The following is a 24,236-nucleotide window of genomic DNA, read 5'->3' on the forward strand; positions in this document are numbered from 1 at the left end:
CGGGATCGGGCGGGTCAGGCCGACTGACGGTCGCCGCCCCGGGCCAGTGGGACGACGAGCACCGCCTCGGTGCCACCCTCGGCCCCGTTGCGCAGCTCGATGCTGCCGCGCAGCTCCCCGGTGGCCAGCGCCCGGACGATCTGCAACCCCAGCCGCCCACCGCGCTCGGCGTCGAACTCGGTCGGCAGGCCGCGCCCGTTGTCGGCCACCGACACGTGCAACTGCTTGCGGAACCGGTGCGCGGTGACCACCACCTCCGGCTTCGCCGCGCCCTCCGGGACGGCGGCCGCGCCGTCCTCGCCGGCCGGCGGGAAGCCGTGCTCGACCGCGTTGAGCAGCAACTCGTTCAGCACCATCACCAGCGAGGTGGCGATCTCGGCGGGGAGCACCCCGAAGCTGCCCCTGCGCCGCATGCCGACGGTCACCTCGGTCGCCGCCACCTCGGTCGCCGCACTGGCCACCCGGTCGACGATCCCGTCGAACTCGACCGCCTCGTCGCTGGACATGGAGAGGGTCTCGTGCACCAGGGCGATCGAGGCGACCCGGCGTACCGACTCCTCCAGGGCGACCCGGGCCTCGGGCATGGCGACCCGCCGGGCCTGCAGGCGCAGCAGGGCGGCGACGGTCTGCAGGTTGTTCTTCACCCGGTGGTGGATCTCGCGGATGGTGGCGTCCTTGGTGATCAGGGCGCGGTCCCGACGGCGTACCTCGGTGATGTCGCGGACCAGCACCAGCGCGCCGATCGGCACGCCGGCCGGCATCAGCGGCAGCGACCGGGTCAGCATGGTCGCGCCCCGGGCGTCTATCTCCCGCCGGGGCGGAGCCTCACCGCGCAGCGCGGCGAGCACGCCGTTGGCCGCGTCGGTCCCTTCCAGGGGGTCGCTGGCCAGCCGGCGGTGCAGCTTGGCCAGGTCCTCGCCGACCAGGTGGGAGGCGTAGCCCAACCGCCGGTACGCCGACTGCGCGTTCGGGCTGGCGTAGGTGACCTTGCCATCGGCGTCCAGGCGGACCAGACCGTCGCCGACCCGGGGCGCGGAGGTGGTCTCCCCCGGGTGCCGGGGCGGCGGGAAGGTGCCGTCAGCGATCATCTGGGCCAGGTCGTCGGCGGTGGTGAGGTAGTTCAGCTCCAGCTGGCTGGGCGTCCGGGCGGTGGACAGGTTGGTGTCCCGGCCGACCACGGCGACCACCTCGCCGGCCTCGCCGTCGACGGTACGCAGCCGCACCGGGATCGCCTCGTGCCGGGCGGGCACGTCGCCGTACCAGACCGGGTCACCCTCCCGCCAGATCCGCCCCTGCCGGTACGCCACCTCCAGGTGCGCCACCTCGGGCCCGCCGACGATCCGCCCCACCTGGTCGTCGAGGTACGCGGTGGGGGCGGTCGTCGGGCGGACCTGGGCGACGCAGAGGAACGTCCCGTCGCCGTCGACCGGCACCCAGAGCAGCAGGTCGGCGAAGGACAGGTCGGACAGCAGCTGCCAGTCGCCGGCGATCCGGTGCAGGTGGTCGATGTCGGCGGGGCGGAGCTGGGTGTGCTCCTCGGCGAGGTCGCGCAGCGTGGACACGCCTCACAGCGTGCCACGTTCCGGCTCACATCGTCGCGGTGACCTTCTTGAGCCCGCGGGGTGCGTCCGGGTCCTCGCCCCGGGCCAGCGCCAGGGCGAGGGCCAGCCGCTGCAACGGCAGGATGTCCAGCAGCGGGGCGTACCGCTCGTCAACCTCCGGGACGGCCATCCGGGTGGCGCCCTCGATCTCGGCGGAGCCGACCACGACCACGTCGGCGCGGCGCTCGCCGAGCCGCGGCAGCACCTCGCCCATGGACCGTCCGCCGGGGCCTGAGCCGACGACGGCCAGCACCGGCACGTCCGGGTCGGTCATGGCGAGCGGGCCGTGCAGCAGGTCCGCGCCGGAGAAGGCGAGCGCGGGCAGGTAGGAGGTCTCCATCAGCTTCAGCGCCGCCTCCCGGGCGGTCGGGTACGCGTACCCCCGGCCGGTGGTGACGAGTTGGCCGGCGAAGCGGTAGCGGGGTGCGAGCTGTGCCGGGGTGGGGTCGGTCAGGGTGTGCTCGGCCAGCTCGGGCAGGGCGTCGAGGGCGGCCCGTTCCTCGGCCGGCAGCGTTCCCTCGCCCGCCCGGATCCCCTCCACGAGCATCAGCAGGGCGAGCAGTTCGGCGGTGTACGTCTTGGTGGCGGCGACCGCCCGCTCGTGCCCGGCGGCGATGTCGACGCTCAGCTCGGCCGCCTCGACCAGCGGCGAGTCGGGGTTGTTGGTGACGGCGAGGGTGAGCGCGCCGGAGGCGCGGGCGGTGCGCAGCACCTCGGTCAGGTCGGGCGAGCCGCCGCTCTGGCTGACCCCGACGACCAGGGCGTCGCAGAGGTCGGGGCGGGCCCCGTAGATGGTGACCGCGCTCGGCGAGGCGAGCCCGGCGGGCAGGCCGAGCCGGATCTCGGTGAGGTACGCGCCGTAGAGGGCGGCGTGGTCGGAGGTGCCCCGGGCGGTGAAGACGACGTGCCGGGGGCGGCGCCGGGCGATGGCCGCCGCGACCCGGGCGATCGACTCGGTGTGCTCGGCGGAGAGCAACCGCGCGTAGCCGGCCGGCTGCTCGTCGATGTCTGCGGCCATGCCGGCCCCTGGGCGTGTCACGAAGGCTCCTCCCCTGCGCGATTCCCGCGCGTTTCGTGATCAGTCTTGCATCATTGGCCGCTGCTGGGCAATCGAACGAGCAGCAATGAGCAGTCGATCACCAATGTGCAGCCTCATCCCCTAGGCTTGCCCAGCCCTGGCAACCCACCTGCGAGCGGAAGGCGAACGTGTCCGAGGACGATCCCGCGCTCTCCGCGGCGGAGGAACTCGCCCTCGCCCGGCTGGCCCTCGACTCCGGCGACCTGCCGCACGCCGCCGGTCATCTGGCCGCCGCCCTGGCCCAGGCCCCGACCCTGCCCGAGGTGCACGAGACGCTGGCCCGGATCGCGGCGGCCTCCGGCGGCGACCTGGACCTCTTCCCGCTGGGCCAGCGGGCCTTCGTCGGGGCGGTGGTGGCCCGCGCCCACCTGCTCGCCGCCTCCGGACGCCCGGCCGAGGGGCTCGACCTGCTGGTCGCCGCCACCGCGCACGCGCCCGGCACGGACTGGGCCGGCGTGCCCTGGGTGACCGCTCCCGAACTGGCCGGACGGCTCGACCCCGAGCGCACCGCCCGGATCCTCATGCAGGTCTGTGCGGCGGTGCCCGACCCGGTGCCCCGGGCCGCTCGCCCCCCGCTGTCGCCGTACCTCACGCTGGCCCGCCACGCCGTCGACGCGAACCCTCGGCACCCGCTGCTGCTCGGCGCGGCGTCCGCGCTGGCCCGGCGACTCGGCGAGGTCACCCTCGCCGTCACCTGGGCCGGCCGGGGGGTACGCGAGGCACCGTCCAAACTGGGCGAGGTGTGGCTCGGGTACGCGTACCGCAGCGCCGGCCGGACCCGGGAGGCCCTCGCGGCCCTGGAACGAGCCGTCGCCCACGACCCGGACGACCTCGCGGTGTACGCGGACATCGCCGGCACCCTGGCCGACACCGGCCGCCTTCACGAGGCCCTCGACTGGATCGACCGGGCCCTGGACCGCGACCCGGCCTTCGACTGCGCGGTGCACACCGCCCACCGGCTGCGTTTCCTGCGCGACGGCGACGTGGCGCACCTGATCGCGCTGGCCGACTTCGTCCGTGACCACCCGGACGACAGTCACGAGCACGGCGACCTCGCCGAGTGCTGCCGAGGTCGGCCCTGGCTGGGGCAGGTCACGCCGGCCGTCGGCGCGATGGTGGACGCGCTGCGCGGCTCGTCGGCGACCGACGGTGGACCCGGTACGGCGGTGCGCCTCACCGCCCCGGAGCCGCCCAGCGCGATGCGGGCCGGCGCGGCGGCCGGCCTCGACGTCGAGGTCACCGGGATGGCGGAGCCGGACCCGCGCGAACCCCGCCGGGCCACCACCTGCCAGCTGTGGCACTACGAGGGCGGTACGGCCGCCCCCACCGTGCCGGCCCCGTCCGCCGACGCGGCGCAGCGGGTACGCCAGCTCGCCCACCCGGCCTGGCCCCACCCGCCGGCCGCGTACGACGCCGCGGTCGGGCTGGCCACCCTGGAGCTCACGGACCTGCTGGGACTGCTGGTGCACCCGCCCGAGCCGCCCGCCACGGCGCTGGGACGGGTGCTCGGCGGGCAGGACCCCTCGCTCTGGGTGCGCTGCGTGCAGGTCTGGGCCTGCCTCGGGCTGCTGCACCACCGCACCGACGAACCGTGGGCGTCCTCGACCCGACGCCGGGTGCTGGTGGAACTGGTCTGGGGCGTCGAGGACTGGATCACCGAGGCCGCGCTCTTCGCCCTGGTCACCGCCGCCTGGGTCGACCCCTCGGTACGCCCCGACGTGGCCGCGGTGGTGGCCGAACGCCTCGCCGATGTGGCCGAGGTGACCCGGGAGCGGCCGGTGCCGATCGCGGTGTCGCTGGCGTACCTGGCGCTGGCCGCTCCGGCGCTGGACGAGGGGACCACCGCCCTCGCCCACTCGCTGATCGACGGCGCTTCGGCGGCGTCCGGCCCCGGCCCGCTACGCCGTCTCTGGCGGCGCCTCACCGCCCTCTTCCCCCGTCCCTGAACCACCGCACCGCTCCATGCGCTTGCGGAGAATGAGTGGTCGTCGCGCCCGGACCAGCCACTCATTCCTTGTCAGTGGGCGGATCTTGGGGCGGGCGGGGCGGATCAGGCGGCCGAGGGCTTGCCGAGTGCGACCTCGGCCTGCTCCTCACCGGTGGCGTCCGGTGGGGCGTCGTTGGTCGAGCGCAGCGGGATCTCCCGGATGAACCAGGCCAGCACCGGTACTGCGACGGTGAGGAACACCGCCCAGACGAAGACGTGCGAGACGGCGTCGGCGAGCCCGCCCAGGACCGTCTCGCGCAGTTGCGGCGGCAGTTGCCGCAGCTTCTCCAGGTCCATGTTCCGGCCCTCGCCGGTGCCCCCGCCGAACGCGCTGCCGGCCGGGGAGTCGGCGATTCGGTTGGCGAAGATCGCGCCGAAGAGCGAGACCCCGATCGAGCCGCCGATGGAGCGGAAGAAGGTGGCCGCGCCGCTGGCCGCGCCGAGATCCTTCTGCGCGACGCTGTTCTGCGCGATCAGCATCGAGGTCTGCATGAGAAAGCCCATGCCGATGCCGAGCACGATCATGTAGAGCGAGGACTCGGTCTTGCTGGTGTCCAGGTCGAGCCGGGTCAGCAGCGCCACGCCGGCGGCCATCACCACGCCGCCGACGATCGGGTACGCCCGGTACCGGCCGGTCCTCGTGATCGCCCGGCCGACGGCCGGCGACACCACCAGCATCCCGAACATCATCGGGAGCAGCAGCAGGCCGCTGTTGGTGGCCGACGCCCCCTGCACGGTCTGCTGGTAGAGCGGCAGGAAGTTCATCGCGCCGAACATGGCGAACCCGAGCAGGAAGCCGATCACCGAGATCAGCGCGAAGTTGCGGTTGGCGAAGAGACCGAGCGGCAGGATCGGCTCGGGGGCACGCCGCTCGACGAGACCGAAGGCGACCAGCGCGACGACGGCGAGCACGGCCAGGCCGAGGATCTGCGGCGAGGTCCAGTCGTGGGAATTGCCGCCCCAGGTGGTGACCAGCACGACGGCGGTGATGCCGACGGAGAGCAGGGCGGTGCCCAGCCAGTCGATCCGGTGCTCGGTGCGGTACTTCGGCAGGCGCATGGTGGTGGCCAGCACGAACAGCGCGATCCCGCCGAGCGGCAGGTTGACGTAGAAGGCCCAGCGCCAGGAGAGGTTGTCGGTGATGAAGCCGCCGACCAGCGGCCCGGCCACCATGGCGGTGGCCATGATGCCGGCGATCAGGCCCTGGTAGCGGGCCCGCTCCCGGGGCGGCACGAGGTCGCCGATGATCGCCATGACACCGACCATCAGGCCACCGGCGCCGAGGCCCTGCACCGCGCGGAACGCGATCAGCTGGATCATGCCGTTGTCGGCCCCGCCGAGCAGGTCCGAGCCGGACATCCCGCAGAGCGCGGAGCCGACCAGGAAGAGGACCACGGAGGTCAGGAAGACCTTCTTGCGGCCGTACAGGTCTCCGAGCTTGCCCCAGATCGGGGTGGAGACGGTGGTGCCGAGGATGTACGCGGTGACGATCCAGGTGAAGTGGTCCGCCCCACCGAACTCCAGCGTGATCCGTGGCAGCGCGGTGCTGACGATCATGTTGTCGAGCATCGCGAGCATCAGCGCGATCATCAGACCGAACAGCACGACCCGGATGTTCGACCGCACCGCCCCCTGGTTTTCCTGACTCATCGGTAAGCTCCCCCCACGAGACGTGATCGGCTTACTTGCCGGCCGGCTAGTAAGCTTACTGGCCGGCCGGCAGGTTGGTGCGAAGTTCGGCCGACGAGACAGCAGGTGGTGCAGGTGAGGGAGAGCACGGGCGGCACGCCCCAGCGCATCCAGGCCGTCGCGCTGGAGCTCTTCACCGAGCAGGGGTACGAGAAGACCTCGCTGCGGGAGATCGCCGAGCGGCTGGGCGTGACCAAGGCCGCGCTCTACTACCACTTCAAGAGCAAGGACGAGATCGTCAACAGCTTCGTCGAGGACCGGCTGCGCCGGATGGACGAGCTGATCGCCTGGGCGCGGGCGCAGCCCACCTCCCGCGACACCCGGCACACGCTGATCGACCGGTACGCCGAGACGATGTTCGCCACCGACCAGGCCTCGGTGATGCGCTTCTTCGAGCAGAACCAGACCGTGCTGCGGAGTCTGACCGCCGGCCAGCAGATGCGGGAGCGGATGTTCCAGCTCGCCGACGAGCTGTGCCGGGGCGACGACTCCCCCGCCGCCCAGCTGCGCGCGGCGCTGTCGCTCTTCGCCGTGCACAGCAGCTGGTTCGTGGTGCACGCACCGCACATCACCGACGACGAACGCAAGAAGATCGCCCTCGACGTCGCCGACGAACTGCTCGCCGGGATCGGCGACCGGCCCGCCGCCGGTGACTCCGGCGGCGGCGCGACTCAGGACTGAACGGGCAGTTCCAGACGCAGGCCCAGCAACTGGACACCGGGCGCCGGGGACCAGTCCTTCTCCGGGGTCCGGACGAAGCCCATGCGCTGGTAGAGCCGGTGCGCGGAAACGGCGAAGCCGCCCCGGACGCAGATCACCACCGCCGAGCAGCCCAACGCGGTGGCCCGGTCGACGCACGCCCGGACCAGGGCCACCCCGGTGCCGAGACCCTGGGCGGCCGGGTCCACGGCCAGCATCCGGAACTCGGCCTCGCCGGGACCGGACAGCTCGGCGTACGGGGTGCCGGGCAGCACGAAGGTCACCGACCCGAGCACCGCCCCGGTCACCGGGTCCACGGCCACCAGCACCTCGCCGACGGCTGCCCGGGCGGCCACGTCGGCGAGCACCTCGGCGTACCCGTGTTCACCCTTGAGCTGCCCGTCCGCCTCGTACGCGGCGACCGTCAACCGGGCGACCGCGGCGAAATCGGCCGGGGTCGCCGGGCGGACCGTCGGGCCGGTCAATCGATCACGGCGATCAGGTCGCCGTCCTGCACGACGTCGCCCTCGTTGACAGCGAGCTGCTTGACCACGCCGTCGGACTCGGCGACGACCGGGATCTCCATCTTCATCGACTCGAGGATGACCAGCGTGTCCCCCTCGGACACGGTGTCGCCCGCCGACGCGACGACCTTCCAGACGTTGGCCACCATCTCGGCGCGAATCTCCTCGGCCATGTCCGGCCCTCCCTCTCGCGAATACCTGCCGACGTATCCAATCATGCGGGCGTACGGCGCGGGTGGGGAGCGGCGTCCGTGCCCTGTTGGTTCCGCCGCCGGGCGGGGGTGGCCGCCTCGAAGATCGCGCCCGCGCCCGGCAGCCGGGCCTGCCTGCGCCGGGCGGGTTCGGCGGAAGGCCGGTCCCGACGCGCCGCCCCGGCGGACGATGGCGGGGCCCGGCCGCACTAGCATCAGCGGGTCGGACCCGGGCGCCGGGACGACCGGTGCGTGCACCGGCGTCGGGGTCGCCGCGGCAGGGATCCGACCATCACGAGGAGGTCAGCATGGCGAAGAAGGCCCGCAAGAAGAAGGCCCGGAAGAAGAGCGGCGCGAACCACGGCAAGCGCCCCAACTCCTGACCGGCACGGCGGATCTCCGCCGGCCGCTCAGCAGCTCGACCCGGCCCTTCGGCCGGCACGCCGGCACCCGGGTCACTCCGACCCGGGCGCCGGTGCTCACCTCCCGTCGGCGACCAGCGGACTCAGGAGCCCATCCGGCCGGTGAGGCCCGGGGGGCACGCCCGCCCGATGGCCATCCCCGCCTCCCACCGCGTGGCCACCCCGAAGGCGTCCATGAGCTTTCCGATGTCCGAGGTGACCGTTCGCAGCGAGACCCCCAGCAGCCGCGCGCTCGTGGCGTCCTTGGCCCCCCTCGACAGCAACGCGGCGACGTCGAGCTGACGCTCGGTCAGCCGGACGACCCCCGGCATGTCGTTGATCGGGACGGCGAGCCGCTTCACGTCCTCCCAGATCCCGCAGAACTCCGCGATCAGATTTCGGTCGGTGCTCAACCAGGCCGTCGGAAGCCCTTGCGGGCTCGGCGGCCCGGGAAAGAGCGCGAGGCGCTCGTCGACGGCGAGGCCGGCGATCCGCACCGGGGCGACCCAGGTGTCCGGATGACAGGCGGCGACGAGCGACAGGTGCTCGGACGGAGCGACGATCAGGTGCCCGTTGATCTTGCGTATCCGGGTGCGGAGGTTGAGCTCCCGCTCCCTGCGCAGCGGGTCGAACGGTATGACCTGTTGAAGGTTGTGGACCACCCGCTTCGTCGCACTCTCCAGCATCGGCAAGCGGCTCAGGATGGCCGGCAGCCCTTCGGCGAAGAGCCGTAGCCCGCTGTCCGGCACCCCGGAGCGTTGGGCGTCCAGGATCCTGCCGATGACCGCCGACCGCAGGGCATGTGCCCGGCGTCCCAGTTCGTCGGCAGCCGCGAGGTCACTTCCCGCCGCCGACACCAGGGTCGTTCCCACCACCACACCCCCAGCGCTGTGTCCCACCGCGCCCGCCGCCCGCGTCGCGATTCCCCGAGCCGCCCGTGCGATCCGGGGAATCGCGACGCCGCCGGACTGTCAAGCGGGTCTGCCGGAACGCGCAACCCGCTAACGCCGCCACCCTCGCAAGCTACACGGTGAACCGGCCCCGGTCAGGCACGGCGAGCACGCGACGAGAGCATCCTTGCGGTCAGGAGGCAGGAGCCGATGAGATGCGGTCTACTGGGTCCACTGCTGTGGGAACCGGCGGAACGCCCGGTCCGGGTCAGCCCGGCCAAGCCCCGCGCCGTGCTGGCGATGCTGATGGCCAACCGCACCGCCCCGGTGCGGATCGACCGGATCGTCGGGGAGTTGTGGCCGGACGATCCGCCCGCCTCGGCCGTCGCCAACGTCCGTACCTACGTCTCGGCCTTGCGCGGGGCGCTGGGGTCCGAGGGTGACCGGCTGTCGACCCGCCCCGGCGCCTACCTGCTCCACGTCGCCGACGACGAGTTCGACGCGGCACTGTTCGAGAAGACCGTACGGCTGGCGAGAAAGTGCCGCCGGGAGAGGGACGTCACCACCGCGCTCGCCCTGTTCGGCGAGGCCCTGGCACTGTGGCGGGGAGCCCCACTCGAGGACGTGCCGGCCGGACGGATCCTGAGCTCGTACGGAGCATCGCTGGCCGAAGCGCGACTCAAGGCCGTGGAGGACCAGCTCGACGCCCGGTTCGAGGCGGGCGACGTGGACGGGTCGATCGTCGGCCTGCGGGAACTGACCGCCGTCCTGCCGACCCGGGAGACGGCCTGGCACCTGCTCATCCGTTCGCTCTACCGGGCCGGCGACCGGGCCGCCGCGCTGGACGCGTACCGGCAGGCCAGAGTCGCTCTGGCGCAGAACCTGGGCCTCGACCCCGGCCCCGAGCTCCAGGCGCTGCACGCCGCCATCCTCAACGGACGACCGGCGGTCCCCGCGGCTCCGGCCGGCACCGTTCCCCCCGCGCCCCTGCCCCGCCAGTTGCCGAGAGCGCCCGGGCTCCTGGTCGGCCGTACCGCCGAGCTGTCCCGGATCCGGGCGGCGCTGACCCGTGCCTACGGCGACCGCCCTCCGGGCGTCCCACGGGTCGTCGCCGTGGTCGGCACGGGCGGCATCGGAAAGTCCTGCCTCGCGGTCGCCGCCGCGCACACCCTGGCCGACGCCTATCCGGACGGTCAGCTCTACGTCGACCTCCAGGGCAGCTCGCCCGGCGTGCGGCCGCTGGAGGCGGTCCGGGTCCTCGCCGGATTCCTGCGCGCTCTCGGTGCCCCCGAGGAGCGGATCAGTTCGGACCCGGAGGAGGCGGCCGCGTGGTTCCGCACCTACTGTGCGGACCGGCGACTCCTCGTCGTCCTCGACAACGCGGTCGACCACCGACAGGCGCGGGCCCTGTTGCCGTCGGGCGCCGGATGCGCGGCGCTGATCACGAGTCGGCACCCGCTGGACACCCTCGACCGTGCCGACCGGATCGCGCTCGCCGGGCTGCGGTCCGAAGCAGGGGTGCACATGCTGCGCGACCTGGCCGGTGCCCGACGGGTGGACGCGGAACCGGCCGCGGCGCGAGACATCGTACGGCTGTGTGGCCTGCTCCCGCTGGCCATCCGGGTGGCCGGAGCCCGGCTGGCACGACACCCCGGGCTGGCGCTGAGCGCACTGGCGGACCGGCTCCGCGGGGCACACTCCCGGCTCGACGAACTCGGCTTCGCCGACCTCGACGTACGGTCGACCTTCGAGCTCGGATACCACGCGCTGGCGAAGTCGGACCCGAACGGCCAGGCCGCCCGGCTGTTCCGACGGATGGGTCTGCTGCCCACCACGACGTTCCCCACCATCGTCGCCGCCGGGCTCCTCGGCGTCGACGAATCGGCCGCCGACCGCGCGCTGGACATCCTGCTCGACCACGGTCTCGTGGAGCGGCACGGGCCGAGTCATCAGATCCCCGACCTGCTCCGGGTGTACGCCGGCGAGCTGGCCCGGGCCCACGAGACGCAGGCGGACGCCGAGGCGGCGCTCGCCCGGGTGGCCGGCCGGGGCCCGGTCCCACCGGAACCGGGCCCCGAACGCTGTCAGCTGTTGATGAGACGGAAGGCGCCCCAGCCGCCGCCGACGCGACCACCCCAGCTCGCGAGGGTGCCGTCGGACTGGCCCGCGTAGCGGTAGAGGCCACCGTCGTCGAGCACGGCGAGCAGGTCGGTGCGACCGTCGTTGTTGTAGTCGGCGGAGTTGATCAGCCGGAAGCTGCCCCAGCCGCGATCCCAGATCTTCACCGCACTGGCGAACGTACCGTCGCCCTTGCCCAACCAGCGGTAGAGCGCGCCGTCCGTGCCCACCGCCAGCAGATCGGCCTTGCCGTCACCGTTGACGTCACCGGAGGTCAGCAGACGGAAGCCACTCCAGCCACCCCCCACGGCGCCACCCCAACCGACCACGGTGCCGTCCGCCGTGCCGGCGTAACGGTAGAGGCTGCCGTCGTTGTGGACCGCCAGCACGTCGGCACGCCCGTCGTTGTTGAAGTCCGAGGAGGTCAGCAGACGGAAGTTGCCCCACCCACCGCCCAGCACCACACCAGCGGCGAACGTGCCGTCACCCCGGCCGAGGTACCGGTAGAGCGAACCATTGCTGTGGATGCCGAGGATGTCGGAGACACCGTCACCGTTGACGTCGGCCAGGCTGGTCAGGCGGAAGTTCCCCCAACCGGTCCCGATGCTGACGCCGGGGTCGAAGGTGCCGTCACCGTTGCCCGTGTACCGGTAGAGCGCACCGGTGTCGTGGATCGCGACCAGATCCGACCGGCCGTCCCGGTTCACGTCACGGACCACCCCGTTACCGCCACCGCAGTTGTACGACCGGATCCGCTGGGCGGGGTAGCCGAACCTGACGCCGTTGAAGTAGGCCGGTTGGATGTTGCCCGGGTAGCCCGTGCTGCCGTAGCGGACCTCGTAGTGCAGGTGCGGACCGAAGTTGCCGTTGGCGCTGGTGTTGCCCACGTGCCCGATGAGCTGCCCCTGCCGGACGCTGTCACCGACGCCGAGCCCGGGAGCGAAGTCATTCAGGTGCGCGTAGAAGGTGTAGTAGTTGCTACTGCCATGGCGGATCTTGACCAGTCTGCCGAACCCGCCGCTGGTCTGGTAGCTCGCGATTTCGATGGTGCCCGCCGCCGCGGCCAGCACCGGCTTGCCGAGGTCACCACCCTCGTAGTTGAAGTCGAGCTCCCAGGAGCTCTGGTGCCGGTCGCTGATGGGGTTGCTTCCGTCCCAGTACTCCCCGCAGGTGAACGGCAGCTGGAACAGCGGCATCGCCGCCTGCGCGGGTGCGCCGGTGACGGCGAGGCCGGTCAGACCCAGCGCGACGACGGCACCGATCCGGAGCAGCTTTCGTAGTGACACAACGATCGTCCCCTCGTGTCGCCTCCGCGACCTGCGGAGTACGAGGAGATTCGCAAGGGCATGTACAGCTGGACGTACAGCGTGGGTGTCCGGCGCGCGCCGGTACGCCGGTGGCCCGGGTCGATTCGACCCGGGCCACCGTCGTGTCCGTGTTCAGTCGGCGAGTTCGCGCGACTCGCTGGCCTCGAAGACCACCAGCTCGGTGAGGCGTACCCGCAGCCGCTCGCGCAGCTGGTCGGGGGCGGTCTCGTTGCCGCAGCAGCGGGCCACGAGCGCCCTGACCTCCTGCTCGATGCCGTACTCGCGCAGGCAGGGCCCGCACTCGTCGAGGTGGTGGCGGATCAGGTCACGCCGTTCCTCCGCGCACTCCAGGTCGAGGTAGAGGTAGACCTCCGCCAGGACCTCACGGCAGTCCGTCTCGTGCGGCTCTCCACAGCTCACGTCACACCTCCCGGCCGGCGGCGGCGGTCGAACCCTTCGACGACGGCGCGGAGGTGAAGCCCCGCTCCGCGGCGTACCGCTCGAGCAGCTTGCGCAGATTACGTCGACCGCGGTGCAGCCGCGACATCACCGTGCCGATCGGCGTGCCCATGATGTCGGCGACCTCCTTGTAGGAGAAGCCCTCGACGTCGGTCAGGTAGACCGCCAGCCGGAACTCCTCCGGCAGCTGCTGGAGGGCATCCTTGACGTCGCTGTCCGGCAGCCGGTCCAGCGCCTCGGTCTCGGCCGAACGCAGACCGCTGGAGGTGTGCGACTCGGCCTCGGCGAGCTGCCAGTCGGTGATCTCCTCGGTCGGCGCCTGGATGGGCTGACGCTGCCGCTTGCGGTAGGAGTTGATGTAGGTGTTGGTCAGGATCCGGTACAGCCAGGCCTTCAGGTTCGTGCCCTGCTCGAACTGGTGGAAGGCCGCGTACGCCTTCAGGTACGTCTCCTGGACCAGGTCCTCGGCATCCGCCGGGTTGCGGGTCATCCGCAGCCCGGCAGCGTAGAGCTGATCGACGAAGGGCATCGCGTCCCGCTCGAAGCGGGCCCTGCGCTCGTCCGTCTTCTCGGTGGTCAACCGCACATCCCCTCGCGTCGGATGCTTTCCCGCCGAGGATACGCGTACGGACCTGCCCGCAGATTCAGTTCCGGCGGGTGTGCCCGTGCTCACCGCTGCCGCGCCGCCCACCGTCGCGGGCCACGCCGGGGCGCCGAGCAGCTGCCTGAGCTGCCACGCCTCCCGTTCGTCCCGTTCCCGGCTCCGTGTCTCGGTCGGCACCGGTCACCCCCCTCACCAGATGTCGTCTCCGGTGGTGGTAACGCCCGGTCCGGGGCCGGACATTCCGCCGGTCACCCCCCGTTCCTGGTCCCGGCCTCGGCGGAGACCGACGCTGGACGCCTCGGCGGAGCCGACGCTGGGACCAGGAAGGGCCTGGGAGGGACGGTGCGGTCGCCCGAACCGGGCGGCCGACACCATCCGTTGCAACGACGACCCACCGCGACCGGAAACGGTCCCGGCCATGGGCAGGATCACACCGGCGGGCGCGGGCGGTCGCCACCCGCCGGCCGGCGATGCCGTCACCGCCGCGAGCAGGTGCCCGGGCGCCGGCCACCGTCAGGCCGTGGCCCACCCGTGTCCGCGCAGCCAACCGAGCACCGCGTCGGCCACCCCGGCCGGATCGCCGCGCAGGTCGTGACGCTCTCCGGGGCGAACCACCACCTGCACCGGGCCCTGTGCGGCGGGCAGGCCGAACGGGTCCCGGTCGCCGTTGACCACGAGGGTGGGCAGCCCGGTGGACAGCTCCGCCGCCCGTGACCGCTCGGGGCGGCCGGGCGGGTGCAGCGGGAAGGCCAGCGCGACCACCCCGGCGGCGCCCACGGCAGTCGCGGTGCGGCAGGCCACCCGCGCGCCGCTGGACCGCCCGCCCACCAGCAGGGGTACGCCGGAGAACCGCCCACGCAGCACGGTCAGCGCCGCCGTCCACGCCTCGTCGAGGTGTCCCGCCGGAGCCGGCGCGCGCCGGCCGGCCACCCGGTACGGCTGGGTCACCCGCGCGACCGCCACCCCCGCCCCGACCACGCCGTCGCGGACGGCGACCAGGTCCGGGGCGTCGACGTCGCCGCCCGCGCCGTGCCCGAGCACCAGCAGGGCGACCGGCGGGCCGGCCGGCAGGTCGGTCTGCACCCGCGCGGGTCCGCGTGGCGTGGCGATCTCGTCGTGGTGCGGCATCCGACCATTCTGGGGCAGCCTCCGCCACCCACCCGGCCGGAACCCGCACCGGCCCGCGCCACCGGCCGATGTGCGAGGTGGCGCGGGCGGGCGGTCAGCTCAGCGGGACCAGGGTGAGCAGGCGGTCGCGCACCGGCGGACCGGCGTCGTCGGCCGCGTCCGGATCCGGCTGGACCTCGCTGCGCCAGGCGACCAGCATGGCGCGCCGCTCCCGCGGCGTGGTGCCGCCCCAGACCCCGTGGCAGTCACCCACCTCCAGCGCCCAGGCCAGGCAGGAGCCCTGCACGTCGCAACTGCGGCAGAGCGCGACGGCGGCGTCGGCCGGTTCGTTGGGTGCCGGAAAGAAGGTCTCCGGGTCCACGCTCCGGCAGGTTCCCCTGGTCCGCCAGGCCTCGTCCTGTCGCCGTTCCCGCAGTGCCCGCAGCAGTCGCGGATCTCGTCGTGCGGCGGCCACCTCGTGCGGTCGGGGCATACGCGCCCGGGTCATCACACCCACCTCCCCCGTGGGACCGGCAAGATCGACGGGCGTCGTTCGCACCGCGCGAAGACGCTCCCAGTGCCGGCGCTCGGTTTTATCGCACCCGTGGAGGCGGGGACAAGGGGCTGTGCGCAAAGATGACTGAAGATCCGACCGACGTTTCGCCCGGAACTCTGGCAATTGGTACGCGACAATGTCGCATGAACGACATTCAGAACAGCGTGATTTCCTCCCCGGCCCGCTCACCATCGGGCAACGACACCCGTTCGATCAGCCCGGGCCCGCCGTTGCGGACGTCGCCCACCGCCCGCCCGACCGGCCGGATCTCCAACCCGGCGAGCCACCGCGCCGGGGGCGGGGTGAGCAGCGCCACCGGGTCGTCGGCCGGGGCGAGCCAGTCGTCCCAGCGTTCCCGGGGCAGCAGCAGCGGCATCCGGTCGTGCACCTCGGCCAACTCACCCACGGCAGCGGTGGTCAGCACGCTGAAGGTGAGCAGCGACTCCCACCGCGACCAGATGCCGGCGAAGGCCAGCACCGAGCCGTCCCGCGGGGTCATGTAGTAGGGCTGCTTGCCACCGCCGGGGCGGCGGACCCACTCGTACCAGCCGTCGGCGGGGACGAGACAGCGTCGGCGGGCGAACGGGTCGGCGTACGCCCGGCTGGTGGCGACCGTCTCGGCCCGCGCGTTGATCATGCGGGCGGCGCCGGCCGCCGAGCGGGACCAGTGCGGCACCAGCCCCCACCGACCCACCGACAGCACCCGGCCCGCCTCGGCGTCCACCCGGACCAGGGGCACCGGGTCGGTCGGGGCGACGTTGTGGTCCGGCCCGAGCCGACCGCCGGTGTCGTCGTACGACTCGAACAGCGCGCTCAGGTCGCCCGCGCTCCGGGTCGTCGCGTACCTCCCGCACATGGCGCACACGCTAACGCCCCACGCGCCGGTCGGCTGTCCCGCCAGCCGGGAGCAGCGCCGCCGCCCGGGTCCCACGGGCCGACGGACTTGGCAGAATGTGACCGTGGGGAATCTGACCGCGACCCGGCCGCCGCAGCCGTGGACCGCACCGACCGCCAGCGACCCGGTGTCGGCGACGCTGCGCCTGCCCGGCTCCAAGTCGATGACCGCCCGGGCGCTGGTGCTCAGCGCGCTGGCCACCGGCCCGTCGACCCTGCACGGGCCGCTGCGGGCGCGGGACACCGAACTCATGGCGGGCGGGCTGCGCGCCATGGGCGCCCACGTTTCGGTCTCCGACGACGAGCGCTGGCTGATCCGGCCGCACCCGCTCGTCGGCCCGGCCCACGTCGACGTCGGGCTGGCCGGCACGGTGATGCGCTTCGGGCCGCCGGTCGCCGGCCTGGCCGAGGGACGGGTCACCTTCGACGGCGACCCGCAGGCCCGGGTCCGCCCGCTGGGCCCGCTGATCGACGCGCTGCGCGCCCTCGGCGTCCGCATCGACGCCCCCGCGACCGGCAGCCTGCCACTGGTGGTGCAGGGCGCCGGTCGGGTCACCGGCGGCGAGGTGGTGATCGACGCCTCGGCCTCCAGCCAGCTCGTCTCCGGGCTGCTGCTCGCCGGGGCCCGGTTCGACCGGGGCGTGGTGGTCCGCCACGAGGGCCCGCCGGTCCCCTCCGCCCCCCACCTGCGGATGACCGTGCAGATGCTGCGTGCGGCCGGGGCGGCGGTCGACGACGGCACGCCGGACGTCTGGGTGGTCGAGCCCGGCCCGCTGACCGGCCGTGGCTGGGAGATCGAGCCGGACCTCTCCGGCGCGGTGCCGTTCTTCGCCGCCGCGCTGGTCACCGGCGGTGAAGTGACGTTGCAGGGCTGGCCGCGCAGCAGCGCCCAGCCGGTCGAGCAGCTCCGTTCGCTGCTCCAGCGGATGGGTGGCGAGGTCACCCTGGGCACCGCCGGGCTGACCGTGCGGGGCACCGGCACGGTGCACGGCCTGACGGCCGACCTCTCCGACGTCAGCGAGCTGACCCCGGCGCTGACCGCGCTGGCCATGCTGGCCGACTCGCCCTCCCGGTTCACCGGGATCGCGCACATCCGCGGTCACGAGACAAACCGGATCGCCGCGCTGGCCAGCGAGTTCGCCGCACTCGGCGCGGACCTCACCGAGACCGAGGACGGGCTGGAGATCCGGCCCCGCCCGCTGCGCGGCGGGACCTTCCGCACGTACGCCGACCACCGGATGGCGCACGCCGCGGCGGTGGCCGGGCTCGCCGTGCCGGGCATCGAGGTGGACGACGTGACGTGCACCTCGAAGACCATGCCCGAGTTCCCGGCACTATGGTCGGCGATGGTGACCAACAAGAGCTGAGGCGGAGACGGAGGCGGTCCTGGCGACCAGACGGCGGGAGTACGACGAGGACGACGTACGGGTCCGGCCCGGGAAGTCCTCGCGTCCACGCACCCGGACCCGGCCCCGACACGCCGACGCGGTCGACGGCTTCGTGATCGCCGTCGACCGGGGCCGCTACACCTGCGTGCTGTCCGAGGCCGCTGCCGACGCCCCCGTCGTCACCGCCATGCGGGCGCGTGAGCTGGGCCGCAAGTCGGTGGTGGTGGGTGACCGGGTGGGCCTGGTCGGGGACACCTCCGGGGCGGCCGGCGCGTTGGCCCGGATCGTCCGGATCGCCGAGCGCCGCTCGGTGCTGCGGCGCACCGCCGACGACGACGAGACCACCGCCGAGGGGCGGCTGGAACGGGTCGTGGTCGCCAACGCCGACCAGTTGGTCATCGTCAGCGCGCTGGCCGACCCGCCGCCGCGTACCGGGTTCATCGACCGCTGCCTGGTGGCCGCGTACGACGCGGACATCGAGCCGCTGCTCTGCCTGACCAAGGCGGATCTGGCCGGGCCGGACCAGGTCGTCGGCTACTACGCCGAACTGGAGCTGCCGTACGTGCTGATCCGGCCGGACTCCGACCTCGACGCGCTGCGGTCGCTGCTCGCCGGCCGGGTCTCGGTCCTGGTGGGCCACTCCGGGGTGGGCAAGTCGACGCTGGTCAACCGCCTGGTGCCGGACGCGGCGCGGGCGGTCGGCACGGTCAGCGCGATCGGCCGGGGCCGGCACACCTCCACCAGCGCGGTGGCGTTGCCGCTGCCCGCTGCCCCGGGGGTCGCGCCGGGTGCGGTCGCGGGCTGGATCGTCGACACCCCGGGGGTGCGCAGCTTCGGGCTGGCCCACGTCTCGGCGGAGAGCCTGCTGCACGGCTTCCCCGACCTGGTGGAAGCCACGGTGGACTGCCCGCCGAACTGCCCGCACACGCCCGACGAGGCCGACTGCGCGCTGGACGCCTGGGTGGCCGCCGGGAAGGCCGACCCGCGCCGGCTGGCGTCGTACCGCCGGCTGCTGGCCTCCCGGTCCGGCGAGGGCGACGTGCGGGAACCCGAGCGCAACCCGGGCGATCCGCTCGCCGGGTCGTGACCGGCTCCGCGCGACCCGGCCGGCGGGTCCGGCCCGGCCCGGCACTACCGTTCCTCCCATGACCGGGTACGCCGACGACATCGCCCTCGCCCACCGGCTCGCCGACGCCGCCGACGCCATCTCGGCGGCCCGGTTCCGCGCGCTCGACCTGCGGGTGGAGGCCAAGCCGGACCTGACCCCCGTCTCGGACGCGGACACCGCGGTCGAGCGGGCGATCCGCGCGCTGCTGGCCGAGCACCGGCCCGGCGACGGCCTGCTCGGCGAGGAGTACGGCGAGCAGCCCGCCGCCGGGCCGGACGGGCGACGCTGGGTGGTCGACCCGATCGACGGGACCAAGAACTTCGTCCGGGGCGTGCCGGTCTGGGCGACCCTGATCGCGCTGTTGGAGGGCGACCGGCCGGTGGTCGGCCTGGTCTCCGCCCCGGCGCTGGGCCGGCGCTGGTGGGGCGTGGCCGGCGAGGGCGCGTACGCCGGTCCGGACGCCGCCTCTGGCGCGCCGGTCCGGGTCTCCGCGGTGCAGGACCTCGCCGACGCCAGCTTCTGCTACTCGTCGCTGACCGGCTGGGAGGAGGCGGGTCGGCTGGACGCCGTGCTCCAGCTCATGCGGGACGCCTGGCGCAGCCGGGCGTACGGCGACTTCTACGGTTACATGCTGCTGGCCGAGGGCGCACTGGACGTCATGGTGGAACCGGAGTTGTCGCTCTGGGACGTTGCCGCGCTGGTGCCGATCGTCACCGGCGCCGGGGGCATGATGACCACCCTCGACGGCCGCCCCTCCCCTGGCGGGAACAGCTCCGACGAGGTCAGCGCGATCGCCACGAACGGTCACCTGCACCCGGACGTCCTCGCCCGGCTGGCTCGGCCGACCGCGCGCTGAACCCGGAGCACCCTCTATCCTCGCCAGGTGGTGTCCTCCGGTTGGTGTTTCCTCGCGGCCATGATCGTCGCGTACGGCTTCGCCAACATGCTGCAGTCGGTGGCCGCGGCGCGGACGACGGTGCACCACACATTCGATCCGGGGCTGCTGCTGCGGCTGGCCGGGCACCGCACCTACCTGATCGGGCTGTGCTGCCAGGTGGCCGGGTTCGTGCTGGCCTTCCTGGCCCGCCGGGACCTGCCGCTGTTCCTGGTACAGGCGAGTGTCGCCGCAGGTCTCGGGGTCACCGCCGTGCTGGGGGTGGTGGTGCTGAAGTGGCGGCTGCCGGCCGCCGAGGTGGCGCTGCTGGTGCTCCTCTTCGGCGGGATCACCGCGCTGGTGCTCTCCGCCCAGCCGGCCCCGTCCAAGGGGCTCGGCACCGCCGGCCTGGTCGCCCTGGCGGTCGCGCTCGGTGGCATCGCCGTGCTCGGGTTCTTCGCGGTACGCCTGCACGGTTCACCGGGCTCGGTGGCGCTCGGTTCGCTGGCCGGGCTGGCCTTCTCCGCCGCGGCGGTCGCCGCCCGGCCGCTGGCGTCGGCGTCCTCGCCCGAGGCGTTCGTCCGGGACCCGCTGCTCTACCTGCTGATCGCGCACTCGATCGTGGGGCAGCTGCTGCTCGGGCTGGCCATGCAGCGCGGCTCCACCACCGCCGCCGTCGCCGCGATGGACGCCGCCGGCGCGGTGCCGGCCGCGATCATCGGCCTGCTGCTGCTCAACGACAAGATCTGGCCGGGGCGGGAGTGGCTGGCCGCCGTCGGCTTCCTGGTCACCCTGGCCGCCGTGATCGGCCTGACCCGGTACGCCGAACCCCAGCACCATCACGCCGTGGCGGGAGAGCGGGAACGGGCCGTGGTCGGGGCTGCCCGGGGTCGGGCGGTGCCGCCCAGCTGACCGGCGCCCTCAGGCCTCGACCGGCTTGCGCCTGCCCACCACCCGCTCGTAGAGGCGTTCCAGGGCGCTCGCGGTGCGTTCCCAGGTGTAGCTGCACCGGACCCGGTCGACCGCCGCGTGCCCGTACGCGAACCGCCCCGCGTTGTCGGCGAGCAGCCGGCGCAGCGTCACCCCCAGGGTCCGGACGTCGCCCGGCGGCACCAGCCGGCCGGTCACCTCGTCCACCACCGCGTCGGCGATGCCGCCCATCGCGTAGCCGACCACCGGCACGCCGCAGGCCATCGCCTCCAGCGACACCCGCCCGGCGGACGAGTAGTGCGCGGTGCAGGCCACCACGTCGGCGGAGCGGTACCAGGTCGGCATCTGCTCGTGCGGCACCGCGCCGACCAGTTTGACCTGATCGGCCACCCCGGTCCGCTCGGCCAGCTCACGCAGCCGGCGGGCCTCGGCGTGGGTGGCGAGCTGTTCGGGCGGCGGACCGCCGGCGATGACCAGTTCGGCGTCGCCGACCAGCCGCATCGCCCGGATCAGGTCCTCCTGGCCGTGCCCGGGGGACAGTCCGCCGACGGAGAGGATGCGGGCCCGCCGCTCGCGCGGGGCGGCCTCGCCGTCGGGGTGGAACCGGGTGATGTCCACGCCGGCCGGCACCATCGCCACCGAGGTGCGTTGCACGCCCATCCGGGTCAGCTCGTCGACCTCGTCGTTGCACTGGGCGACCGCGATGTCCACCACCCGGGTCAGCGCCCGCTCCAGCGGGATCCGCTCACCCGGGCCGTCGTAGCCCTGGCCGAGGTGGCGCAGCTGTTCGACCCCGAGGGAGTGGAAGGTCTGCACGACCGGGATGTCCGTCTCGCGTACGGCGTGGGCGGCGGCCAGGCCGCCGATCCAGTAGTGCCCGTGCACCACGTCCGGGGTCCACTCCCCGGCCCAGCGGTCGGCCAGCCAGCGACCGAACTCCGCCACGTATCCGACGAGTTCGGCGGTGGGGGTGGGTCGGGGCGGCCCCACGGGCACCCGTTCGACGCGGTAGCCGTCCAGCTCGACGATCTCCGGCAGGGCCGGGTCCGCACGGCGCTCGTAGACCCGCACGTCGTGGCCGCGCCCGGCCAGCTCGGCGGCGACCCGCGCGATGTGCTCGTGGGTGCCGACGGCAGGGCCGTCCGCATGCCGGGTGGGGCCGGCGTGCGCGAAGACGAGGCCGACGCGCATGGTGCACCTCCATGCGTACTGCGAGGGATGGGTCCTCCGGTCAGAGGGTCCCATTAACCCGGGCCCGACGAGCCGAAACCTGGCAGATCGGGACCAGTCACTCCCCTGCCCGACCAGCGCCGCCCCACTGCGCGCACCGGCACGGGATCGGCGGGGTGTGGGCCGCATGACCGGGCCCGGTCGGGGTACCGACGAGGAATGCCGCTGACCCGCACTCTCGCCGATGCCACCGTGGTGATCACCGGCGCCTCCAGCGGAATCGGCACCGCCACGGCCTACGCGCTCGCCCGCCGGGGTGCCGACGTCGTGCTCGCCGCCCGCACCGAGCCCGCCCTCCAGGAGGTCGCCCGTCGCTGCCGCGAACTGGGCGGCCGGGCACTGGTCGTACCCACGGACGTCACGGACCCGGTGGCGGTGGAGGAGCTCGCCGTCCGCGCGGCGTCCGAGTTCGGCCGGATCGACGCCTGGATCAACAACGCGGCGGTCAGCGCGGTCGGGCTCTTCGACGAGATCCCGGTGGCGGAGTTCCGCCGGGTGGTCGAGGTGAACCTGCTCGGGACCACGTACGGCACCCGGGCCGCGTTGCCGTGGCTGAGCGCGTCCGGCGGCGGCGTGCTGGTCAACAACGCCTCGGTGCTGGCCGAGGTGGCGATGCCCTACCAGTCGGCGTACAACGCCACCAAGCACGGCATCCGTGGGCTGGCCGACACCGTCCGGCAGGAGCTGCGGGTGACCGGGCGGGGCAACATCTCGATCTGCACGGTGCTGCCGGCGACCATCGACACGCCGTTCTTCCGGCACGCCGGCAACCACACCGGCCGGGAACTGGTCCCGCCGCCGCCGGTCTACCCGCCGGAGGTGGTGGCCGAGACGATCGTCCGACTGCTGCGCCGGCCCCGGCGCGAGGCGTACGCGGGCGGCGCGGCGCGGCTGGTCGGACTCCAGTGGCGGCTCGCGCCGGCGCTGGCCGAGCGGGTGCTGGGCTGGTACGTCCACCGCACCCAGTTCGGCCCCGCGCGCGCCCTGGAGAGCAGCGGGAACGTCTTCCGTCCCGACGCGGAGGCGGTCCGCGAGGGCGGCTGGGACGGCCGACGTCGGCAACTGGTCCGGATGACCACGGCGTTCGGTCTGGCCGCCGCCGGCACCGCCGTCGGCACGGTGGCCGCGATGGCCCGGCGAGCCCGGTCGGGCCGACGGTGACCCGCCCGGGCCGGCCGGGTGCGCGTCCGTCCGTCGGCATGCACAATGGGACGATCATGCCGACGGACGCGCGTTGCCTGGTGGAGTCGGACGAGTCGTCCGCGGTCGTGCGGCTGAGTGGCCTGCTGGAGCCGACCGCCGCCGACCGGGTGCGTGACGCCCTCCTGGCCCGGCTCAGCGCCCGACCCGGTCCGATCGTCGTGGACGTGGGCCGGCTCCGCGCGACGGGTGACACGGCTGTCCGACTGCTCGCCGAGGTGCGTCGTACGGTCGCCGACTGGCCGGCCGCCGATCTGCTCGTGCTCGACCCGACCGGGGCGGCCACCGGGGCCTCCGGTGACCTGCCGGTCTGCGCCAGCCTCGACGAGGCCACCGCCGCGTTGGCCCGTACGCCGATGGCGGCCCTGCTCACCGTGGACCTCACCCCCACCGTGGGAGCGGCCCGGCGGGCCCGGGAGCTGGTGGCCGACGGCTGCGCCCGGTGGGGTGTTCCCGAGCTGACCGAACCGGCGGCCATCGCGGTGACCGAAATGGTCAACAACGTGGTGGCGCACGCGGGCACCCCGATGACGGTCCTGGTCGCCCCACGGGACAGCTCCCTGCGCGTCGCGGTCCGCGACCACTCCCGGCGGCAGCCCGCGTACGCCGGGTTGGCCCCGCTCACCTCGACCGGGGGCCGCGGTCTGCTGCTGATCGACACGGTGGCCCGGCGGTGGGGCAGCACGCTGGTGCCGGACGGCAAGGTCGTCTGGTGCGTCATGTACGCGGAGGACGAAACCGGGAGCCGGGGCTGATTTTTCCCCTTTCGTCCTGATTGCGGGCCCCGGGGCCGGTTACCCGGGGGGTGGCAGTGGGTACGGATCAGCCATGCGCGACGACGAGTACCCGACCCCCGTGTCCGACCCCGAGGCGGAGGGCCTGCCCGACACCGCCGACGACGACTCGACGGCCAACGACGACGTCCTCACCGGCCGGGAGGCGGACGGCCCCAAGCCGGCCCAGCTGCCCGGTGACCGGACGCCGGTGGCGGTGGACCAGTTCGGGACCACCGCCGACGAGCAGCTCGACGGCGAGTCACTGGACTACAAGCTTCAGCGGGAGCAGTACGAACGCGCCGCCGACGACCCGCTGGCCGCCCCGGTCGACCCGGCGATCGCCGCCGAGGCGGACAGCGACGAGGCCGCCGCCCAGGCCCAGCTCGACGCCGACGTGATCGACCCGGGTCCCACCTCCGACCCGCACTCGCCGGTCTCCGTGTACGACCACGATCAGCTCGGCACCGCCGCCGACCATCAGGTCGGCCGACTGGTGGAGCCGGACGAGGGGGCGCACACCGACCAGGAGACCGACAACATCGCCTACGACGCGGGCGCGGCCGGCGGCGGCGCGAGCGCGGAGGAGCTGGCGATCCACGAGACCCGGCCCCCCGAGTCGCACTGA

At 73.7% G+C, this 24,236-nt stretch carries 24 protein-coding genes; 11 read left to right on the top strand and 13 right to left on the bottom strand.

What is annotated here, in order from left to right:
* Positions 1-14 precede the first annotated feature (14 nt).
* Positions 15-1,562, bottom strand: coding sequence for a PAS domain-containing sensor histidine kinase (locus tag GA0070560_RS00535; RefSeq protein ID WP_091289898.1), 1,548 nt, complete (start codon positions 1,560-1,562; stop codon positions 15-17).
* Between the two features lie 25 nt (positions 1,563-1,587).
* Positions 1,588-2,619: an SIS domain-containing protein gene (locus GA0070560_RS00540; RefSeq protein ID WP_091289901.1), complete on the bottom strand. Its 1,032-nt coding sequence runs from the start codon at positions 2,617-2,619 to the stop codon at positions 1,588-1,590.
* A gap of 188 nt (positions 2,620-2,807) precedes the next feature.
* Here GA0070560_RS00540 and GA0070560_RS00545 point away from each other — a divergent pair, with 188 nt between their 5' ends.
* A complete protein-coding gene (locus GA0070560_RS00545) occupies positions 2,808-4,625 on the top strand; it encodes a tetratricopeptide repeat protein (protein ID WP_091289903.1) in 1,818 nt (605 codons plus the stop codon).
* Positions 4,626-4,729: 104 nt separating this feature from the next.
* Here the strand turns inward: GA0070560_RS00545 and GA0070560_RS00550 are convergent, their stop codons facing one another.
* Positions 4,730-6,316 (bottom strand): MDR family MFS transporter, encoded by a 1,587-nt coding sequence (locus GA0070560_RS00550; protein ID WP_091289905.1) that lies wholly within the window; start codon positions 6,314-6,316, stop codon positions 4,730-4,732.
* A gap of 108 nt (positions 6,317-6,424) precedes the next feature.
* On the opposite strand from GA0070560_RS00550, the gene GA0070560_RS00555 reads away from it, so the two are divergent.
* The gene (locus GA0070560_RS00555) at positions 6,425-7,036 is read left to right on the top strand and encodes a TetR/AcrR family transcriptional regulator (protein WP_170839251.1); all 612 of its coding nucleotides are present in this window, start codon (positions 6,425-6,427) and stop codon (positions 7,034-7,036) included.
* Here GA0070560_RS00555 and GA0070560_RS00560 read toward each other — a convergent pair.
* The gene (locus GA0070560_RS00560) at positions 7,027-7,539 is read right to left on the bottom strand and encodes a GNAT family N-acetyltransferase (RefSeq protein WP_091289908.1); all 513 of its coding nucleotides are present in this window, start codon (positions 7,537-7,539) and stop codon (positions 7,027-7,029) included. The two genes, GA0070560_RS00555 and GA0070560_RS00560, sit on opposite strands and share 10 nt — an antisense overlap.
* On the bottom strand, positions 7,536-7,751 hold the full coding sequence (locus GA0070560_RS00565; protein ID WP_088973021.1) for a biotin/lipoyl-binding carrier protein: 216 nt from the start codon (positions 7,749-7,751) through the stop codon (positions 7,536-7,538). Before GA0070560_RS00565 ends, GA0070560_RS00560 begins: the two co-directional genes overlap by 4 nt.
* A 326-nt stretch (positions 7,752-8,077) precedes the next feature.
* On the opposite strand from GA0070560_RS00565, the gene GA0070560_RS29990 reads away from it, so the two are divergent.
* Positions 8,078-8,152: a 50S ribosomal protein bL37 gene (locus tag GA0070560_RS29990; RefSeq protein ID WP_369700219.1), complete on the top strand. Its 75-nt coding sequence runs from the start codon at positions 8,078-8,080 to the stop codon at positions 8,150-8,152.
* 122 nt (positions 8,153-8,274) lie between these two features.
* Here GA0070560_RS29990 and GA0070560_RS00570 read toward each other — a convergent pair whose 3' ends face one another.
* Positions 8,275-9,042: a helix-turn-helix transcriptional regulator gene (locus tag GA0070560_RS00570; protein ID WP_139131425.1), complete on the bottom strand. Its 768-nt coding sequence runs from the start codon at positions 9,040-9,042 to the stop codon at positions 8,275-8,277.
* Positions 9,043-9,270: 228 nt separating this feature from the next.
* Between GA0070560_RS00570 and GA0070560_RS00575 the strand changes: the two genes are divergently transcribed.
* Complete coding sequence (locus GA0070560_RS00575) at positions 9,271-11,232, top strand: AfsR/SARP family transcriptional regulator (protein WP_091289914.1); 1,962 nt, start codon at positions 9,271-9,273, stop codon at positions 11,230-11,232.
* Here the strand turns inward: GA0070560_RS00575 and GA0070560_RS00580 are convergent.
* The 6 genes from GA0070560_RS00580 to GA0070560_RS00605 form a co-directional block, all read right to left on the bottom strand.
* Positions 11,145-12,464 (bottom strand): FG-GAP-like repeat-containing protein, encoded by a 1,320-nt coding sequence (locus tag GA0070560_RS00580; RefSeq protein ID WP_091289916.1) that lies wholly within the window; start codon positions 12,462-12,464, stop codon positions 11,145-11,147. The two genes, GA0070560_RS00575 and GA0070560_RS00580, sit on opposite strands and share 88 nt — an antisense overlap.
* Positions 12,465-12,617: 153 nt before the next feature.
* The gene (rsrA, locus tag GA0070560_RS00585) at positions 12,618-12,905 is read right to left on the bottom strand and encodes a mycothiol system anti-sigma-R factor (protein ID WP_091289919.1); all 288 of its coding nucleotides are present in this window, start codon (positions 12,903-12,905) and stop codon (positions 12,618-12,620) included.
* Position 12,906: 1 nt separating this feature from the next.
* Positions 12,907-13,725 carry a sigma-70 family RNA polymerase sigma factor gene (locus GA0070560_RS00590; RefSeq protein ID WP_091289922.1) on the bottom strand — a complete coding sequence of 273 codons (819 nt, stop codon included), beginning with the start codon at positions 13,723-13,725 and terminating at the stop codon, positions 12,907-12,909.
* 336 nt (positions 13,726-14,061) lie between these two features.
* Complete coding sequence (locus GA0070560_RS00595; RefSeq protein WP_091289924.1) at positions 14,062-14,676, bottom strand: alpha/beta hydrolase family protein; 615 nt, start codon at positions 14,674-14,676, stop codon at positions 14,062-14,064.
* 94 nt (positions 14,677-14,770) lie between these two features.
* A complete protein-coding gene (locus GA0070560_RS00600) occupies positions 14,771-15,163 on the bottom strand; it encodes a WhiB family transcriptional regulator (RefSeq protein WP_091289927.1) in 393 nt (130 codons plus the stop codon).
* A 202-nt stretch (positions 15,164-15,365) separates the two neighbouring features.
* A complete protein-coding gene (locus GA0070560_RS00605; protein ID WP_091289930.1) occupies positions 15,366-16,067 on the bottom strand; it encodes an SOS response-associated peptidase in 702 nt (233 codons plus the stop codon).
* 103 nt (positions 16,068-16,170) lie between these two features.
* Between GA0070560_RS00605 and aroA the strand changes: the two genes are divergently transcribed.
* From aroA to GA0070560_RS00625, 4 genes are read left to right on the top strand one after another with little or no spacing between them, the layout of a single operon-like run.
* Positions 16,171-17,472 (top strand): 3-phosphoshikimate 1-carboxyvinyltransferase, encoded by a 1,302-nt coding sequence (aroA, locus tag GA0070560_RS00610; protein ID WP_091290820.1) that lies wholly within the window; start codon positions 16,171-16,173, stop codon positions 17,470-17,472.
* Positions 17,473-17,491: 19 nt separating this feature from the next.
* The gene (gene rsgA / locus GA0070560_RS00615; protein ID WP_245675317.1) at positions 17,492-18,580 is read left to right on the top strand and encodes a ribosome small subunit-dependent GTPase A; all 1,089 of its coding nucleotides are present in this window, start codon (positions 17,492-17,494) and stop codon (positions 18,578-18,580) included.
* A 58-nt stretch (positions 18,581-18,638) separates the two neighbouring features.
* Positions 18,639-19,457 (top strand): histidinol-phosphatase, encoded by an 819-nt coding sequence (gene hisN, locus GA0070560_RS00620; RefSeq protein WP_091289932.1) that lies wholly within the window; start codon positions 18,639-18,641, stop codon positions 19,455-19,457.
* A gap of 27 nt (positions 19,458-19,484) precedes the next feature.
* Positions 19,485-20,387 carry a hypothetical protein gene (locus tag GA0070560_RS00625; RefSeq protein ID WP_091289935.1) on the top strand — a complete coding sequence of 301 codons (903 nt, stop codon included), beginning with the start codon at positions 19,485-19,487 and terminating at the stop codon, positions 20,385-20,387.
* A gap of 9 nt (positions 20,388-20,396) precedes the next feature.
* Here GA0070560_RS00625 and GA0070560_RS00630 read toward each other — a convergent pair whose 3' ends face one another.
* Entirely contained in the window at positions 20,397-21,596 is a 1,200-nt protein-coding gene (locus GA0070560_RS00630; protein WP_091289937.1) for a glycosyltransferase, read from the bottom strand.
* 198 nt (positions 21,597-21,794) lie between these two features.
* On the opposite strand from GA0070560_RS00630, the gene GA0070560_RS00635 reads away from it, so the two are divergent.
* The 3 genes from GA0070560_RS00635 (at position 21,795) to GA0070560_RS00645 (ending at position 24,236) form a co-directional block, all read left to right on the top strand.
* Positions 21,795-22,796 (top strand): SDR family oxidoreductase, encoded by a 1,002-nt coding sequence (locus GA0070560_RS00635; protein WP_091289939.1) that lies wholly within the window; start codon positions 21,795-21,797, stop codon positions 22,794-22,796.
* 56 nt (positions 22,797-22,852) lie between these two features.
* The gene (locus tag GA0070560_RS00640) at positions 22,853-23,590 is read left to right on the top strand and encodes an ATP-binding protein (RefSeq protein ID WP_245675301.1); all 738 of its coding nucleotides are present in this window, start codon (positions 22,853-22,855) and stop codon (positions 23,588-23,590) included.
* Positions 23,591-23,663: 73 nt separating this feature from the next.
* Positions 23,664-24,236 (top strand): DUF5709 domain-containing protein, encoded by a 573-nt coding sequence (locus GA0070560_RS00645; RefSeq protein WP_091289941.1) that lies wholly within the window; start codon positions 23,664-23,666, stop codon positions 24,234-24,236.

The sequence above is a fragment of the Micromonospora halophytica genome (assembly GCF_900090245.1).
GTDB classification, from domain to species: Bacteria; Actinomycetota; Actinomycetes; order Mycobacteriales; family Micromonosporaceae; genus Micromonospora; species Micromonospora halophytica.

Coding starts and splice junctions, on each gene's coding strand:
- GA0070560_RS00565 (WP_088973021.1), bottom strand. CDS start 7,751: ATGGCCGAGGAGATTCGCGCCGAGATGGTGGCCAACGTCTGGAAGGTC.
- GA0070560_RS00645 (WP_091289941.1), top strand. CDS start 23,664: ATGCGCGACGACGAGTACCCGACCCCCGTGTCCGACCCCGAGGCGGAG.
- GA0070560_RS00640 (WP_245675301.1), top strand. CDS start 22,853: ATGCCGACGGACGCGCGTTGCCTGGTGGAGTCGGACGAGTCGTCCGCG.
- GA0070560_RS00630 (WP_091289937.1), bottom strand. CDS start 21,596: ATGCGCGTCGGCCTCGTCTTCGCGCACGCCGGCCCCACCCGGCATGCG.
- GA0070560_RS00635 (WP_091289939.1), top strand. CDS start 21,795: ATGCCGCTGACCCGCACTCTCGCCGATGCCACCGTGGTGATCACCGGC.
- GA0070560_RS00605 (WP_091289930.1), bottom strand. CDS start 16,067: ATGTGCGGGAGGTACGCGACGACCCGGAGCGCGGGCGACCTGAGCGCG.
- hisN (WP_091289932.1), top strand. CDS start 18,639: ATGACCGGGTACGCCGACGACATCGCCCTCGCCCACCGGCTCGCCGAC.
- GA0070560_RS00550 (WP_091289905.1), bottom strand. CDS start 6,316: ATGAGTCAGGAAAACCAGGGGGCGGTGCGGTCGAACATCCGGGTCGTG.
- GA0070560_RS00600 (WP_091289927.1), bottom strand. CDS start 15,163: ATGACCCGGGCGCGTATGCCCCGACCGCACGAGGTGGCCGCCGCACGA.
- GA0070560_RS00575 (WP_091289914.1), top strand. CDS start 9,271: ATGAGATGCGGTCTACTGGGTCCACTGCTGTGGGAACCGGCGGAACGC.
- GA0070560_RS00595 (WP_091289924.1), bottom strand. CDS start 14,676: ATGCCGCACCACGACGAGATCGCCACGCCACGCGGACCCGCGCGGGTG.
- GA0070560_RS00540 (WP_091289901.1), bottom strand. CDS start 2,619: ATGGCCGCAGACATCGACGAGCAGCCGGCCGGCTACGCGCGGTTGCTC.